This window comes from Candidatus Limnocylindrales bacterium, from assembly GCA_035571835.1.
Lineage (GTDB): Bacteria > Desulfobacterota > Binatia > UBA1149 > CAITLU01 > DATNBU01.
Genome location: DATNBU010000039.1, coordinates 168,846 through 185,094 on the forward strand (window position 1 = coordinate 168,846; position 16,249 = coordinate 185,094).

The 16,249-nt window shown below is 67.4% G+C and carries 14 protein-coding genes; all 14 read right to left on the reverse strand.

Annotated elements, in window-relative coordinates; translation table 11 throughout:
- Window position 1: 1 nt before the first annotated feature.
- Window positions 2–1,009, reverse strand: coding sequence for a 3-oxoacyl-ACP synthase III family protein (locus tag VN634_17935; GenBank protein HXC52770.1), 1,008 nt, complete (start codon window positions 1,007–1,009; stop codon window positions 2–4).
- Between the two features lie 62 nt (window positions 1,010–1,071).
- The gene (gene gspD, locus VN634_17940; GenBank protein HXC52771.1) at window positions 1,072–3,576 is read right to left on the reverse strand and encodes a type II secretion system secretin GspD; all 2,505 of its coding nucleotides are present in this window, start codon (window positions 3,574–3,576) and stop codon (window positions 1,072–1,074) included.
- Between the two features lie 14 nt (window positions 3,577–3,590).
- On the reverse strand, window positions 3,591–4,409 hold the full coding sequence (locus VN634_17945; GenBank protein ID HXC52772.1) for a hypothetical protein: 819 nt from the start codon (window positions 4,407–4,409) through the stop codon (window positions 3,591–3,593).
- Window positions 4,406–5,023, reverse strand: coding sequence for a type II secretion system protein GspM (gspM, locus tag VN634_17950; GenBank protein HXC52773.1), 618 nt, complete (start codon window positions 5,021–5,023; stop codon window positions 4,406–4,408). Before gspM ends, VN634_17945 begins: the two co-directional genes overlap by 4 nt.
- Window positions 5,020–6,378 carry a PilN domain-containing protein gene (locus VN634_17955; GenBank protein ID HXC52774.1) on the reverse strand — a complete coding sequence of 453 codons (1,359 nt, stop codon included), beginning with the start codon at window positions 6,376–6,378 and terminating at the stop codon, window positions 5,020–5,022. The genes gspM and VN634_17955 overlap by 4 nt, the downstream gene beginning before the upstream one ends.
- Before the next feature lie 10 nt (window positions 6,379–6,388).
- On the reverse strand, window positions 6,389–7,492 hold the full coding sequence (locus tag VN634_17960; GenBank protein HXC52775.1) for a hypothetical protein: 1,104 nt from the start codon (window positions 7,490–7,492) through the stop codon (window positions 6,389–6,391).
- Window positions 7,434–7,748, reverse strand: coding sequence for a hypothetical protein (locus tag VN634_17965; protein ID HXC52776.1), 315 nt, complete (start codon window positions 7,746–7,748; stop codon window positions 7,434–7,436). The genes VN634_17960 and VN634_17965 overlap by 59 nt, the downstream gene beginning before the upstream one ends.
- Before the next feature lie 89 nt (window positions 7,749–7,837).
- Entirely contained in the window at window positions 7,838–8,680 is an 843-nt protein-coding gene (locus VN634_17970; GenBank protein ID HXC52777.1) for a type II secretion system protein GspJ, read from the reverse strand.
- Window positions 8,667–9,092: a type II secretion system protein gene (locus tag VN634_17975; protein HXC52778.1), complete on the reverse strand. Its 426-nt coding sequence runs from the start codon at window positions 9,090–9,092 to the stop codon at window positions 8,667–8,669. The genes VN634_17970 and VN634_17975 overlap by 14 nt, the downstream gene beginning before the upstream one ends.
- Window positions 9,089–9,649 carry a prepilin-type N-terminal cleavage/methylation domain-containing protein gene (locus tag VN634_17980; GenBank protein ID HXC52779.1) on the reverse strand — a complete coding sequence of 187 codons (561 nt, stop codon included), beginning with the start codon at window positions 9,647–9,649 and terminating at the stop codon, window positions 9,089–9,091. Before VN634_17980 ends, VN634_17975 begins: the two co-directional genes overlap by 4 nt.
- Window positions 9,618–10,082 (reverse strand): type II secretion system major pseudopilin GspG, encoded by a 465-nt coding sequence (gene gspG, locus VN634_17985; GenBank protein HXC52780.1) that lies wholly within the window; start codon window positions 10,080–10,082, stop codon window positions 9,618–9,620. Before gspG ends, VN634_17980 begins: the two co-directional genes overlap by 32 nt.
- A 74-nt stretch (window positions 10,083–10,156) precedes the next feature.
- Window positions 10,157–11,389 carry a type II secretion system F family protein gene (locus tag VN634_17990; protein HXC52781.1) on the reverse strand — a complete coding sequence of 411 codons (1,233 nt, stop codon included), beginning with the start codon at window positions 11,387–11,389 and terminating at the stop codon, window positions 10,157–10,159.
- 201 nt (window positions 11,390–11,590) lie between these two features.
- Window positions 11,591–12,850 carry a glycosyltransferase family 4 protein gene (locus VN634_17995; protein ID HXC52782.1) on the reverse strand — a complete coding sequence of 420 codons (1,260 nt, stop codon included), beginning with the start codon at window positions 12,848–12,850 and terminating at the stop codon, window positions 11,591–11,593.
- Window positions 12,847–16,239, reverse strand: a complete 3,393-nt coding sequence (locus VN634_18000) for a DUF6077 domain-containing protein (GenBank protein ID HXC52783.1) — start codon at window positions 16,237–16,239, stop codon at window positions 12,847–12,849. Before VN634_18000 ends, VN634_17995 begins: the two co-directional genes overlap by 4 nt.
- Between the last annotated feature and the right edge of the window lie 10 nt (window positions 16,240–16,249).

Below are 16,249 nucleotides of genomic sequence, written 5' to 3' on the forward strand. Positions count from 1 at the left end.
GTCACGGTACCCTCACGACGCCGCAGCCCCAGCTCACGCCGGCGCCCGACGTCACCATTGCAACCGTCTGGCCGCTTTCGAGATCTCCTGCCGCCTTCGCGCGTGCGAGCATCAGCGGCAGAGTCGATCCTCCTGCGTAAAGAGATTCGGAGACGAGGATGCGCCCCGCGGGTTTGCCGAGCCGCGCGGGAAGCTCGGCTTCGACGCGCCGGTCGAGATGCGCGACGAGCGTCGCGTCGACGGATGCCGCCCCCGCTCTGGCGAGCGTAGCCGAAAACACCTCCGGGATTCGCTCGAGCGCGACCTCGCGAAGGCGGTCGAGGTCGGCCACCGGATAGTGAAGGCCTGCTTCGACCTTGGAAAGCGGAAGGCGATTGCGCTCCGGCAGCGTGGTTCCTTCGCGGAAGCGACTGGCCGGATACTCGCACCAGTAGTCCTTGTGGCGCGAGCCGTCGGTTCGCACCGCGATCGACAGGATCTCGCCGGCGCCGGATCCGGCTTCGAGAAGAGCAACCGCCGCCGCGTCGCTCATTGCGCACGTCAGATGCGGGGTGCGGCCGTCGCGCGCGTTGAAATGCGACGGAGTATCGGCGGCGGCAACCAGCACGCGCCCGTACATGCCGGTCGCGACGAAGCGCCACGCTGCATCGAGCGCTGCAAGGAACCCGGTGCACTGCGAGCGCAGATCGAGCCCGCCGACCGGCCGGCAGCCGAGCGCCGACTGCAGGAGGCATCCCGATCCGGGGAAGAACATGTCCGGCGTATTGGTCGCAAACACGATGAAGTCGACGTCGGCCGGATCGAGCGATCTTGCGGCGAGAAGACGCGCGGCCGCGCGTGCGGCCAGCGCCGAAGGGCCTTCGCCGTCGGGACTTTCGCGGCGCTCGCGTCCGCCGGACCAGCGCGAAACCACGGCGGGCTCGATGCCGGTTTCGGCCGCCAGCTTCGCATCGTCGACGACGTCGCGCGGCAACTCGGTTTCGATGCTGGTGATTGCGACGCTGCGCACGAATTCACTTCGACAGGTCGCCGCGCGCTTCTGTTTCGGACGCGCGCAGCGTTCGGCGGCGCTTAACCGCGGGTCTCCCGAAAATCCAATGGGATCGGCCCGCCGTTGGGCGGAGCGACCGGTGGCCGCGTCGACGCGGGCAGCGGCGGAGGACCGGTCAAGCCGCTCGGCGCTTCGAGAATCAGCGTGTGCGACGACGGATCTTTCGTCTCGATGAGCTCGACGTCTTCGAGGACGCTGTCGACGCGGCGGCGGAAGTCCGCAGTGACCGATCGCGCTTCGTCGCGATCACGAACGACGAACGGCGTGATCAGCACGATCAGCTCGACGCGCCGGCGCGTATTCGTATCGCTGCGGAAGAGCCGGCCGAGGACCGGAACGTCCATCAGGTACGGCACGCCTTCTTTGTCGGAATTGTTCGAGTCGGCGATGATTCCGCCGATGATCAGCGTCTCGCCGCTGTTGACGACGACGGTGGTCTCGGCCTTGCGCGTCGTGAACGTCGGCGACTGGATGCCGCCGGCGCTCTGCCCCGGAGCGACTTCGCTGATCTCGAGCGACAGCTCGAGGTTGACGAGGCCTTCGGAGTTCACCTGCGGCAGCGCGCGGATCACGAGGCCGGTGTCGCGGTACTGGACACTCTGCAGGAGCTGCGTGGTCGAGTTGTTCTGGACCGTGCTGTTCGATTGCGTCGTCAGGATCGGAACTTCCTGTCCGACGAGCAGGCGGGCTTCCTGGTTGTCGCTGGTCATCAGGTTCGGGCGCGACAGGATCTTGGCTTTGCCGCGGTTGGCAGCGGCATTGATCACGCCCTTGTAGATCTCGATGCCGCTTCGATACGCCGTGACTGCACCGAGCAGGCCGCCCGAGCCGATCGCTCCGATCAGGCGAAGCTCTTCGCCGAACGCGTCGAAATACGTGCCGCCCTGGTCGCCGGTCTTTCCGGTGGTGTCGGCGTTCGATCCCTGCAGCGACTGCATGATGCTCAGCGCATCGCCTTCGGTCAGCGAGATTTCTGCAATCAGCGCCTCGAACAGCACCTGGCGAGGAACGACGTCGAGGCTGCGCAGGACGGTGCGCAGCGTTTCATAATCGCGCGGCGTCGAGAGGATGACGAGGGAGTTGGTGGTCTCGTCTTCGACGACGCGGACTTCCTGCTCGAAGATTTCATTCTGGCCTTCGCCGCCGAGCACGACACCGCCGCCGCCGCCGCCGCCTCCGCCGCCGCTCGAACGGCCTGTACCGGAACGTCCGCCGCGGTTTCCTCCACGCGTCGTGCCGCGACCCGAGCTGCTGAGGCCGCCGCCGGAGCTACCGCCGCCGGACGAGCTCAAGCCTCCGGTCGAGCTCATCGACGACGACGACGAATCGTTGTCGTCGAGCCCGCCGCTGCTTCGCGAGCTCGAGCTCCTTCGGTTGCTGCTGCCGGAGTTGCGCGAGTTTGCCAGACCGCCGCCGAGACCGAGACCGGCTTCGGCCGCTTCACCGGAACGCGCGCGCCGCCCGCCGCCGCCGCCGCTCGTCGATGCGCCGTAGACCTCGCTCAGCACGCCGGCGAGATCGACGGCCTTCGAGTTCTCGACGCGGTATACGTAGACCTGACGCCGTCCGCCGGCCTCGGCTTCGACGTCGAGCACCGAAACCCAGTAGTCGACCGCCATCACTACGGCGCGATCATGTGCGATCACGGCGATCGCGCCGAGGCGCGTGAGCGGAATCAGCACGGCCGCGCTTCCGGTCTCGGCCGCATGGTACGCTTCGAGGATCGACTGCAGCTCGGCGGTGAGGTCTTCGAGCACCGCGTGCTCGACCTTGAAGATCTTCGCGTTCATCTCCGCGAACGTGTTGGTGTCGAACGTGCGGATCAGCTCTTCGAGCCGGTCGGCGTTGCGCGCAATGTCGGTGACGATCACGAGGTTCGAGCGCGGGAACGAGATCACGTCGCCGCCCGGCGATACGAACGGCGTCACGGTCTGCGCCATCTGGTCGGCGCCCACGTGGCGTACCTTGATCACGTTCATGACGAAGTGACCTTCGGCCGCGAGCGGGCTGCCAGGCAGGATGACTTTGGTCTTGGCATCCTCGGCGGGAACGATCGAATAGAGATCGCCGGTCTTGACCGCCGCAAAACCGTTGTTGCGCAGCAACTGGTGAAAGATCGGAAAAAGATCGGCGCGCTCGAGCTTGCCCGACGTGCGCACGGTGACCTGTCCCTGCACGCGCGGATCGATCCAGTAGTTGATGTTCATCGCGACGGCCAGGCTGTAGATGACCTCGCGGATGTCGGCGTTCTCGAAGTTGAGCACGATGCTGTCGTCGCCGCTGTTCTCGTGAGTGACAGTCTCGGTCGTCTCCTGGATGACGGCAGGCGCGCGCACGGCGGGACCGGGAACGACGACGGGCGTGGTTACGACCGGGGCAGGTGCTGCAGGCGCCGTCGCCGGACTGTCCTTGCCGTGGCTGCGCCCGCGCAGGCCGAAGTCGGCTGCCCCGGCGTGACTCGCAGTGAGCGAAACGAGCGCTGCCGCAAGTACGACCGCGGACGACATGAAATGGCCTGGCTTCATCGGGTCCCCTGATACTAGCGGCTCTTGGCCGCCTCGCGAAGCTGACGGAGTGCTTCGAGGCGCGCCTGGACGGGATCGGGCTTGCCGCCTTCCTTGTCAGGATTGCCGGCCGCTCCGCCTCCGCCCTTGTTCTTGCGCAGCTCTGCATTGCGCTGGGCAATCGCCTGCGCGCGCTCCCTGGCGCTCATGGCCTTCTGTTCTCCGGCGTCGGGCGGCTGGTCCGGACGCTGGGGCGGTACCGGCCGCGCGGTGACCGGCTTCGCGCCTGGTACCGGACGGGTTGCTGCGCCGCCGGGCGGCGGCGGCGGCACGTGCGGCCCCGCCCCTGGAACTCCACCGGATGCGGCGCCGACCTTGAGTGGAATCTGGAACTGCTGTCCGCCGGTGCCGAGCAGCGTAAGACCCGACGACGCGATATCGCCGACCTGATACTCGCCGAACATGTCGCCTTTGCGAACCGACTTCTGCTCGGGGTTCACGCTGGTGTCGAGAAGGATCGCAACCGGCTCCTGTCCGACCGCCATCACGCCCATCAGCTGGACGTTGGACGGAGGCGGCACCGGTGCGGCCTCGATTTCGACTCCGCCGGCGACTTCCTCGGTCTTTCCCTGTCCGCGCTGGTCGTCGAAAAGATCGTGCTCGACGACCGCCTCGGTGGTCGCATCGGAAATCTTCGCTACGGGTTTCGGCGGCGGCAGCGGCGCAGGCGCCGGCAGCTCGGGAATCTCTCCGAACTCCGGAAGCGGAGTCGACCAGACCTGAACCATGCGCGCGCCGATGCCGATCACGAGCAGCAGCTGGAGCAGCGCGAGCCCCTGGAGCACGCGCTTCATGCGCCCTGCCTCATGAACGTGCGGATCTCGACGCTGACGGTCAGCGGCGGCTGCACGGCCTCGGTCGTCTTGGCGGTGACCGTGTTCGGGCGCCTCGTCGAGCCGAGCTTGCGGTTGATCTCGAGGTGCGAGACGACGAGGTCCTTCTGTCCGCCTTCGACGGACGCGAGCAGCTTGGCAACGCCGGCGAGCTCACCGCTCAGCGTAAGGCGCACGCCGACGCGCTTGGAGCCTTCGGCCTCCTCTTCCTTGAGGATCTGCGAGCTGAGCACGTTGAGGCCCGCGTCGGACGCCATCTGGCTGACGGTGCCCTGGAGCTCGGCTGCAACCTGCGTGGCCGTGGCGCCACCGCTCAGGCGTTCCTGCTGGGCGTGAAGCCGCGCCTCGATCTCGCTGGTCTGCCGCTCGATGGCCGCGGAGCGCGCGAGCACGCGGCGGTAGTTTTCGATCTTCGCGACCTGCACCCACGGTGCTTCGACCGAGCCGCTCTCGACTTCTTCGTCGCCGCCGAGACTTCCGTAGCGGAGCACGACGATCAGCGCGACGGCAAGCGCGCCGCCGACCAGCGCGCGTTCGCGGCCCGAAAGCGCGTTCCAGCGTTCGAGCGGCGTCACTGCTCGAGCCTCATGCGAAGCGAGAAGCGCTCCTGGTTGGTCAGGTATTTGGTCGTCGGCGCGGTGAACTCGACACCGGTGAAATACGGCGACGATTCGAGGATGGCGATCAGGTCGCTCGCCTTCTCGGCGATGCCGTCGACTTCGATCTTGTCTTCACGGAAGCGGAACGTGGTCAGATAGGCGGTCGGCGGAATCAGCTCGGTGACGGCCTTGAGGTAGGACAGCACGCGGCTCCTGCTCTTGGACTCGAGCCGCTCGACCATCGCGAGCATCTCGCGGTTCTTGTCTTCGCGCTTGAGCGCCTGTTCCACGCGCGGCTCGAGCTCGTCGACTTCATTGGCCAGCGCGCCGCTGATCGAGAGGTTCTTGGCGGTGATGCTCGCGAGCAGAAGCAGCCCCATCACGGCAACTGCTCCGGACAGCGCGAGCTCGCGAATGCCGAATCCGGCAGCGGTCTGCACCATCGACGGCGGCAGAAGGTTGACGCTCTGGCGCGACTCGCCGACGACGCCGAGCGCCGCTCCGGTCGCGAGCACTTCGGGCTCGCCGATCATCGCATCGACGGGGAAAAGATCGGCGGGCGCGATGGCGGCCAGCGAGTGCTCGCCTTCCTCGAGTGCGCGCGCCCGGATCAGCAGCGGCGTCTCGCCGGTGCGTTCGGGCAGCGAGCTTTCCATCTCGCGCAGCGCCGATTCGAGCAACGTGCGCCGGCGATCGAGATGATGGCTGGAGACGACGAGGCCGTTCGCACACAGCGTCAGGAACTCGCGCGAACCGCTGCTGGTCGCGACCGCTGCCAGGGGCACGCCGACGAAACAGAGATAGTCGGCGATCGCGGCGGGCTCGACGGTGACGGCCGAGATCGGAAGGCCGGCCTCGCGCACGATCTCGACGGCTTCGTCGACCGCCGGCTTGGGCGACGCGAAGACGGTGACGGCGATGCGCTCGGACACGGTTCCAAGGGGACGCGTCGTCAGCGTCCAGTAAATCGAATCGGACGGCACCGGGATCAGCCGGTCGAGATCGTAGCGCACGGCGTCGGCGGCATTTCCGGCCGCCGTGGCAGGAATCGCGACCGCGGCCATCAGCGTGGCCGAACGGTCGATCGTGATCGCGACCCGCGCCGGCTCGAGCTCCGAGCGCACGGTAAATGCCCGAAGGAAGGCCGCGGCCTCGGAGATTCGCGATTCGGGCGGGCCTTCGAGCCGGTGGTGGCCGATTTCGACCACGCGCACGACGTTGACCCTTTTCCGCACGTGGGCGACCGCGAGCACGTCGCCGCGGATCGCGACGCCGAGGACGTCGGCGAAGTCCGCCTTGGCGATGCGCCGTATGAGGCCCCTCGTCTCCACTACCTGTTACTCAACCTTGTGAATTTTCGGTGCCCGCGGCGGCCGTTGCGGCACCTGAACGATCGGATTCATCGAAGATGGAATCATACCACCTGTTGAGCTTCAACCCGTCGCCGTCGCCGGACAGGTGCAGCTCGGCCCCGATGTGACTGAGCACCACTTGACCGGTTGCATCAAAAACCCGCGCTTCGATCGTCATCTCGACGGGTTTCGGCTCACCGGTCGCGCGCGACGTGACGCCGGCTGCGGCGAGCGTGTCCTTGAGCTGCTGGAGAGCAGCGTCGCCGCCCGAGCCGCGCCGGTTGACGGCGAATTCATTGGCCTCGTCGCTCTCGAGTCCCGTCAGCGCCCGGATGACTGCCGGCGGCATCGTCCGCGGATCGACCGCCTTCCTGTTGAATACCGAGAAGATCTCGCGAAGACCCGGAATGCCGTCGTGTCCGTAGAAGATCTCGCGCGTCACTCCGCGAACCAGCAGCAGCTCCTCGACCGTATCGAAGCTGGCGTTCTTGGCGGCATATGGCCGTTCGAGGCCTTCGTAGTACTCGCTCTCGGCGCCGTTCGGCTGATGCAGGTCGTCTTCGTCGCGCCAGTCGACGATCGAATCGGCGATGATCTCGGCCTCGCTCTCATCGATCTCCAGATGGTCGAAGATGAGGCGCAGCAGGGTCGCATCGGTCTTCGAGCTGTTCAGCGGAATGCGGCCGGCCTCGTCGAGGACGCGCACCTCGTACGCATTTCCGCGAAAGGTCGCCTTGACCCACTGCCCGTCGCCCTGCGAAAGCGACCGCACCTGGTCCGGATTGTCGATGTCGTTCTGGCTCTCGATCTGGTCTTCGGGCGCCTCGCGCCTCGCCTTGAGCGCGAGGATCACCTCGTTGATGCCGGCCAGCGCGACGAGGCGCCCGTGCGTGGACTCCTTGAAGTTGCGCGTCGAGGCCGCCTCGTCGTGCATCGCGCGAGCGAACTCCGCCGCAAGCACCGCGAGAGCGGCCAGCGTCCACAGGACCAGGATGAGCGCAACGCCGCGCTGGCGGCGTCCGGCCGCGCGGGTGCTATTTGACGTCGTCTTCGTCGTCCTCTTCCTCGTCCTCGTCGTCCTCGTCGTCGTCATCCTCGTCGTCGTCGTCTTCGTCCAGATCGTCTTCGTCGAGGTCGTCGAGGTCGTCGTCGTCTTCGTCGAGATCGTCGTCGTCCTCGTCGTCGTCATCATCCTCGTCGTCGTCGTCGTCTTCGTCGAGATCGTCTTCCTCGACGTCGTCTTCATCGCCTCCCGGCGACGCGAAGAACTGCTGCGACTGCCCCACCGTAATCGCCGGCATCGCCATGCCAGGCACTACCTCTTCCGAAAACTCGCTCGATCCCGTCATGATTTCCTCTCTTCGTCTTTATGCGGAAGCGCCGCATGCAGGCGTTCCGTTTCCACTACATCCTGATTGCCGGAGGACGCCGCCGCCTTCTATCCTCCGCCTCCCGAGCAACGAAACTCGCCATCTGCATCCGCGATCTGGTTGAACGTGCCGACCATCACCGCCACTTCGTGGTAGAAGTCAGGACCTCCGACGGCCGACGGCTTGACGTCGATGCGCACGGTCGCCGGCAGCTGGTCATCGTCGCTCGCGTCCCAGGTATCCAGCCACTCCTCGCTGTCACTCTCGCGCTGGTATGCGAACGTGAGCGACTCGACGTCGTAGAGAAGGATCGTCGAGATCGTGTCGTCCGGCAGGTCCTTGTCGAGTTTCTTGGTGCTCTGGTAGGCCGAAAACACCGGCCGTTCGCTCATGCGAAGCGTGCCGTCCTCGAGCCAGTAGCTGACGATCGCCATGCCGCTCGCGTCGGGCCGCTGCGGTGCGGTGGTGATGAACTCGAGGCGTTCGACGTCGCCGTAGAAGAACGGCTCCGTCGAGCGCGCGCCGTCCTCGTCGTCCTCGCCGTCATCGTCGCCGCCTGAGTCGTCGTCCTCGTCGGTCGTCGTCGGCGTGTTGTTGTGACCGCCGGGATTGTCCTCGAAGCCGAGCTCGTCGTCATCTTTCTGCTTCGGCAGGCACAGCGGCGCCGCGGAGGCGATCTGCCGCGAGAGCACTTCGTTCGCCATGCGGTAGCGCCGGGCCTGCTCGGTGATGCGCTCGCCGGAGCCTGCCGAACGCGCGCCGAGCACGAGCACCCCGTAGATGCCGAGACTGACGAGCGCGAACACCGCCATCGCGATGATCAGCTCGAGCAGCGTAAAGCCGCGCTGACCGCGGCCTGCGCCGATACCCGGCGGCCGCGCGCTCGCGCAGGCCTGCTCAGAAGTCGGCATCGCTCGATACCTCTCCGATGCGCGCCGTTTCGAGCAGGATCGTCTTCTCACCGAGCGGCGCCTGCCAGCGCACTTCGGCCTGGATCAGCCACAGGCCGAGCTCGCCGGTCGCCTTGTGCAGGTCGCTCTGGTCCTCCTTCTCGCCGACGAGCTCGCGCTCGATCGGTTGCGTGACCACTTTCCAGTTGAACTGGCCTTCGCTGCCGGTGCGCTCGTTGGCCTCGAGCACGTCGCGCCACAGCTCCTCGTCGATCAGCGCGTTGGCGAGCACGGTGGCCTTGCTTTGGTGATCGGCCTCGCCGGCCAGGTTCATGCTGCCGCCGAAAAGCTCGAGCGCTGCGACGATGCCGATGGCCATGATCGATGCGGCGATCATGACTTCGAGCAGCGTGAAGCCTTTCTGCAGTCTCACGAATTGTCCTCGATGCGAACGCGTCCGATGAGCGGATCCAGAACGAGAGTGTAGGACTGCCGGCGATCGGCGGGCGTGAACTCGATCTCGACGCTTCCGCCTACCGACGAACCGGTGGGATAAAAATTGAAGCGGATCTCGTCGTCGCCTTCTCCTTCGCTGCCGCCCTTGATCTCGCCGAACTCGGCGAAGTCGGGCAGCTCGACGCGTGTCTCGATGCCTTCGACGCCGAACGCGCCGTCGTCGGGCCACACGATCAGCGCGGTCGGTTTTCGCGTGCTGACCGCACGCGCGGAAGCCTGCCGCGCCGCCGAAATGAACGCACGCACGGACCTTCGCACCGCGGCCTGACGCGAGCCGGCCTGCATGGCCGGCATCGCCATCATCGCAATGATGCCGATGATGACGACGACGATGATGATCTCGAGCAGCGTGAATCCGCGCGAGCCGGACCCGCGCCGTCGCGCCGGCGAAGCTGCCGCCAGCGGTCGAAAAGCGCCGCCGGCGGCTGCATGCTTCGCGGAATCAGTCGAGGTTGCTGATGTCAGCGCCGTCACCGTCACCACCCGGCCTGCCGTCGGCGCCCATGCTGAGAATTTCGTAGTCGTGACCGCCCTGCGGGCCGCGATACTGGTATTCGTGGTTCCAGGGGTCCTTCGGCATCTTCTTCAGGTACGGCCCGTCCCACATTTCCATTCCGGATGGCGCGGTCAGCAGCGCGTTGAGCCCTTCCTGCTCGGACGGATAGCGACCGGTATCGAGCGCCATCGCATCGAGCGCCGTGGCGATGTTCGCGATCTGCAGCTTGGCGGTCTTGACGCGGGCCTTGGCGCCCTGCCGGAAGAAGTTCGGCGCAACGAGGGCCGCGAGCAGCCCGAGGATCACCATCACGACGAGCAGCTCGATCATCGTGAAGCCCGACTGCCGGCGCCGCCTGTCGTGGTCGTGTCTGTCGTCGTGTTGCTGGTGGTCGGTGTTTCGATTGGTCATGTGTTCTCCTGTGCCGGCCGGCGGCTGTCCCTTTCCGGCGTTTCCGAATGCCGGCGTGCGTGCGCGGACGGCGTTCACTTGATGGCCTCGTTGACGCTGAATACCGCCGAGACCATCGCCCAGACGATGAACCCTGTGACGGCGCCCATGACGACCAGCACGAGCGGGCTGATCAGCGCCATCGTGCGCGCGATCGCATGGCTGACTTCGCTGTCGTAGTGGTCGCTGACGACGATCAGCATGTCGTCGAGGCGCCCGGTTTCTTCGCCGACGCCGACCATCTGCAGCGCGAGCGGCGGGAATATTTTTGCTTTCTCGAGCGGGCCGGAAAGGCCTTTGCCTTCGCTGACCTCGCGCTGGACGACCGCGAGCGCGCGCGTGATGATGACGTTGGCGACGACGGCGCGCACGATCTCGAGGGCCTGGATCAGCGGAACGCCGCTTTTGAGCATCGTGCCGAGTGTGCGCGCGAAGCGCGCAACCTGAAGCTTGCGCACCAGATCGCCGACGACCGGCGCCGCGAGCTTGAAACGATCGAACCGCTCGCGTCCCGCCGGAGTCGCAAGCCAGCGGCGCACTCCGTACCAGATGCCCCCGATGACGAGCGCAATCACCCACCAGTAGCCGATCACGAAGTCGCTGATCCCCATCACGAAGCGCGTCGGCGCCGGCATCGCCGTGCCGAGATCCGCGAAGATGTCGGCAAACTTCGGGAGCACGAATGTCAGCATGATGATGATCGCGCCGCTCGCCGTGGTGGCGAGGATGATCGGATAGACCATCGCCGACTTGATCTCTTCGCGCGTCTTCTCGCTGCTCTCGAGGTACTCGGCGAGCCGCTCGAGGACGGTCTCGACGACGCCGCCGACTTCGCCGGCCCGAACCATGTTGACGTAAAGCGGAGGAAAGACGTCGGGGAACTCGCCGAGCGCCTGCGAGAGCGAACGGCCTTCCTGCACGCGCCCGAGAATCTCGCTGACCATGCGCTTGAGCGTCGCGTTCTCGGTCAGCGACGAAAGGCTACCGAGGCTGCGGTCGAGCGGCAGGCCGGCGTGCAGCAGTGTCGACAGCTCGCGTGTGAACAGCATCAGGTCGCGGCCGCGCACTTTCTGCGCGCGGCGCCACGGCAGCTCGAAATTGAGCGACAGTGCGCGGCGGGCCTTGGAGGCCGAGCCCTCGGATACCGACAGTGGCAGGTGGCCCTGGGCGCGCAGCATCGAGACCACGGCGGCCTCGCCGCTCGCTTCCATGCTGCCTTCGACCACCCGGCCGTCTCGGGTCGAAGCCCGGTATGCGTATGCCGTCATGCCTCTCCAGCGAACCCTTTCGACGCGCCCCGCGGCGCGCACCCGACATCCCCATCCATCTTCATCGTGCGCTTCATCGTGCTCCTGCACAGGAAGCGGGAATGGAACGCGGCATCATATACATCGACGGAATCGCTGGCCACGCGGCCCGCTCGCACGAACGCGTGCCGTCAGTGTCTGCCACAATCGGGTCACGGCGGGTCATGGACGATCGGCGATTCCGATTGCTTCAACCACTTGCCGCCAGCCGGCCCGAAAAGCGCCTTCCGCCCGATCCAGCGCGTGAAGACGGGACGCTTTGCGAGACGATACCGCAGGAGCAGCGCCGGCGAGCCGGCGTTCGAGCGCATGTGCCAGTCCAGCGGCGTCGCCGCGCGGCACGACTTCGTTGCCCTCGCCCTCCGGGCCGATCTGTTCGGGCAGGCCTCCGGCATCGCTGACGATGCACGGCACCCCCAGCGACCGGGCGATCGGTACGAGTCCGCTCTGTGACGCCGCGACATGGGCCAGCACGAGGACCTCGGCTCTGCTAAGGAATGACACGAGCTCCTGGTCTTCAAGATACCGGTCTACAATGCGAATCGTCGCATCCACATCGGCGATCTTCCGCACTTCGCGGCGTTCGCGGCCGGCGAGGTACGATTCGCCGGCGACGACGAGAACCGCATCGGCCGGGCGCCAGGCGGCTTTCCAGGCCTGCAGAAGAACAGCCGTTCCCTTGTACGACCGCGTGTGACCGGCGGCCGCGACGATGCGCCTCGACGGGGGAAGGTCGTCGAGCTCCGGCAGCCCGGCCTCATCCTCTGTTGTCTGTTTCATGTCCCCTGTCGTGCGCATCCGATCCGGCGCGGACCTCGCCGCCCGAGCTGCGACCGCGTCGAGAAGGCCTTCCGGGAGCAGACACGGCAGCGGGACCACTTCGAGGAGCTGACGGCGGTCCGAAGCGCTCGGGCCGGTCTTCCGGCCGAGGAGCGCCCGTGCGGCCTGCCGTTCCGACTCGCTGTGGAAAACGATCCGGCCGCATCGGCCAAGCACGGCGCGGGCAGCAACCGCCGAACCAGCGACCGGCTCATGCGGCAGCGCGTTGTGACAGATCGCAACCAGCCGTTGCCGATCGATGCCGGCCGTTGCCACGAAGAGCGCCGGCGCCACGACCGGATGCCACCACTGCAGCACGACGAGCGCGCGCGACGCCGCGAGCAGCCGCCTCAACTCGAACCAGCTGGCGGGGCGCAGCACGTCGAGCATCTCTTCGCACCACGGCGGCACGTGCGTGCCGGATCGCTGGCTGCGCCCGGGAAACAACAACGCGGGATAGAGCCGCCGGTATGAAACCGCCGCTGCCGAAAGCCCCTCGGCGTGGAGCGCTTCGACGAGGCGCGCCGTGTGCTGCGAAATTCCTCCCCGCAGCGGCGGCGCGGGCCCGACGATCACGACATCGGCAAGCGCGAGCGCGCTCACCTGTCGGGCCGTCCGTCACTGTGCTGCTGCTCGGAACTCTGCCTCTGCTCGCCGCTTTGCCGCTGCTCGACGGTGGCCGGCTGCCGGACGGCGGGCAACTGCTCGCGATCGACGGCGGCGAGCTCCGAGATCTTGTCGCGCGCCGCCTGGTCGAACGGATGATCGCGAATCCACACGCGAAGCGCGGTGCGTGCGGCTTCGATCGCATCGTGGGCGCCGCTCGAGCCGCGGCGGGCGATCGCGATCGCGATGTCAGCCCGCGCCAGCACCGGCCAGTTGCGATCGGCATCGTCCTTCTGCGCAAGTGCGAGTGATTTCTCCGCGAGCGACGGGAGATGAAGATCGCTCAACGCATACGCGATGATCGTCCACGAGTCGCCGTACAACGGATCGATGCTGGCGGCGCCGAGTGCTTTCCAGATCGCCGCGAGCGGATGTCCTGCGCGCCGGTCCGACCACGCCGCCGCGCCCACGGCCCACGCACTGTGCGAATCGGCGCGCACCGCGGCGCGAAACGCTGCGCGCGCCGCCTTGCGCGTGGCTTTCGCACCATCGGCGTCGCCGCTTGCGGCCAGGGCCTCGGCGCGACGGTCCTTGGCAAAGCCGAGATCGAGCCATGCTTCGGCGAGCGCCGGCTCGCGCACGGTCGCTTCCTCGAACAGCGGAATATCGGCGTCGCCGCCGCGGTCGCGAAGTGCGGTCGATGCCAGCGCGACCAGCGGCCGGCCGCTCGCCGGCAACGCAGCCGCAAGCGCGAGCAGATCGGTAGTGGGAACTTCCAGCTGCGGCGTTCGTGCGGTGCGCACCGACGGCCAGCCCGCTGCGCACGTCGAACGGTCTCCGAGCACGCGCACATCCGCCAGCGAAACCGGACTGCCGATCAGCGATCGCACGCGAACGGCGATGCTCGAGCGCTCGGTCGACGCGTCGACGCCGACTACGACCGGCACGCCGTGATGGGCGGCCGCTCGCACCACGCGATCGTCGACGGCGATCTCGAGGACGTCGCGGCGCTCGTGCGGAAGATGGGGAATGACGGCCACCGCCGAAAAGCGGCACGCAACCCCGGCGTCGAGTGTGATCATGACGTCGGCGGGAACGTCTTCCCACGGCGAAGGTCCTTCGAGCCAGATCGGAAGAGGCGCCGGCTGCACGAACCGCGGCGGCACGTCGTACGAAACGATCGCGCCGGGAGCGTCGGCGGCGCTTGCGAGAATGCCGGCGGGCTCGGGCATGACTTCGGGCGCCGTCAGTGCGAACGGGCGAAGCCACGGCAGCGACGACGCATCGCCTTCCGGCGGAGGCTGCGCGCGCGGCAGCGCGTTCTCGCGTCCGGGCTCGAGCTCCGCGACGAAATAGTCGCGCGTTTCGAGAACGATCGACCACGCACCGGTCAGGCCCGCACGCGCGCTCGCGGGCGTACGGCTCCACCACGTGCCGCTGCAACCCGGCGTGCCCGCAGCGCAGCGAACCTCGGAGTCCCGATCCGCGGCGCGCGCGGCGGAGAACGCTTCGGGACCGAAGCGCGCCATCCATGCGCGCTCGTTGCTGCTCGAAACGAGCGTGCGCGGCAGCACTGCCCAGCGCACGCCGTAGTGGTGTGCGATGCGATCGCGCTCGATCAGGCTGGTGGTCCTCGCAAAGAACGTCGCACGATCGCGAAGACGCTCGTACGCGCCGCGTTCGCCGGTCGAAAAAACCAGCGTGCCGCGTTCGGAGAACGCGACGACCGGCTTGCCCGAAATCGCAGGCACCAGCTCGGAAAAATTCGGCGGCGCGAGCACGGCGCTGCGGCCCGGCTGCGAGGCGAGAAACTCGTAAACGCGAAGCGCGGACGCGGTCGGCGCTCCCGGCGGCGGCGCGGGATGCTCGTGCATGTCGCGCCTGAGCCGGTCGCCGGCGGTGGCCGCGGCCACGATCACAACCGATGCGACGAACAGGCCCGCAGCGAGCGGCCGCTCGCGCCGGCGCGCGTCGACGACCAGGAAGACCGCCGCATAACCGAGTGCCGGCGCGACCGGCACCAGCCATCCGAGCCGGTAGAGCATCCACGGCACCCAGAGCTTTCCAGCCAGTGCGGCGAGGCCCGGTACGAACAGCAGAAGCGCCGGAACGACCGTCGTTGCCAGCAGCATGCGCGCCGAATCGTCGTAGCGACGCCGGCGCCACGCGATCACGAGCGCGACGACGACAAACAGCGAGACCGGCCCGAACGCCGCGCCGGGATGCACGATCCATCCCGGCCCGACGTCGCCGAGCAGACGGTTGAGCGAAAGGTGCGCGCGCACGACCGGGTTGTCGCGCGTCGCGAGCGAAATTCCCTGTTCCCCGAACGTCGAAGAGAGAATCAGCGCCTGGGCGAGCGGATAAAGCGCCGCCACCGCGAGTGCGACGGCAACGCCCGCATTGCGCCGCAGCCACGCCGGTGTCTCGACGCCGAGACGCGCGAGCACGGCAACGGCGCACACGAACATTGCCATCGTGTAGACGAGGCTGTGCACGGAGACCGTGGCGAGCGCGATGCATGCGACCGCAAGCGCGGCCGGCCGCCGGTCGGTCGGCTCTACGTCGTAGTCGTCTTCGCGCAGGCTCGAATCGAGAACGACGGCAATCAGCACCGGCGCCAGCACGAACGCGGCGACCAGCTTGTCCTGGTAGCCGCGCACGAACAGCGGCAGCGCATCCGTGCCCCAGATCCATGCGGCGGTCATCACGACGGTGGCCGTCGCGAGCTGGCGCGCACGCGCGCGGTGGCCGAACAGCGCACGCGCAAGCGCCGCCTGCGCCGACACCACCATCACACACGTGAATCCGGCGAGCGGACCGGCCTGGATCTTCCATGCGGGCTCGCCGGAAAGCGACGCGACGAGTGCCTGCAGCATCAGCCAGACGCTCCACAGGAAACGAGGATGCACCGCCGAAGCGTTGGTCTGCGGATCCGGCGACAGCGCCAACTGCGCGAAGTCGAAATGCCCGCCCGAAATCCAGCCGCTGACGAACGACAGATCCCACCAGTCGTCCACGTTCGCGCCGCTGTAGCGGAGCGTGGCCGGCAGCAGCACGGCGATCGCAAGCGCGAAGCATACGATCTCCGGCGTCGATGCGTCTTCGTCCCGGAGCAGGCTTTCGGGATCGCGCGCCGTGCGCCGGATGGCCGCGACGAGCAGCACGGCGAGTCCCGCGCCCGCGGCAATCGTCGCCGCAGCGACCGGCGCTCCGCTGACGTAAACCGGAAGCAGCACGAGCGACAGCAACGCGAGCGACAGGGCCGCTTCGACCGCGAGCACCCCGGTTCCCCACGGCCCGCGCGCGACCTGGAAGACGCGATGAAGAATCGCCCCGGGCAGCCACGCGAGCACCACGAGCAGCACAATGGCGATCGCCTGCATCAAGGCCGCT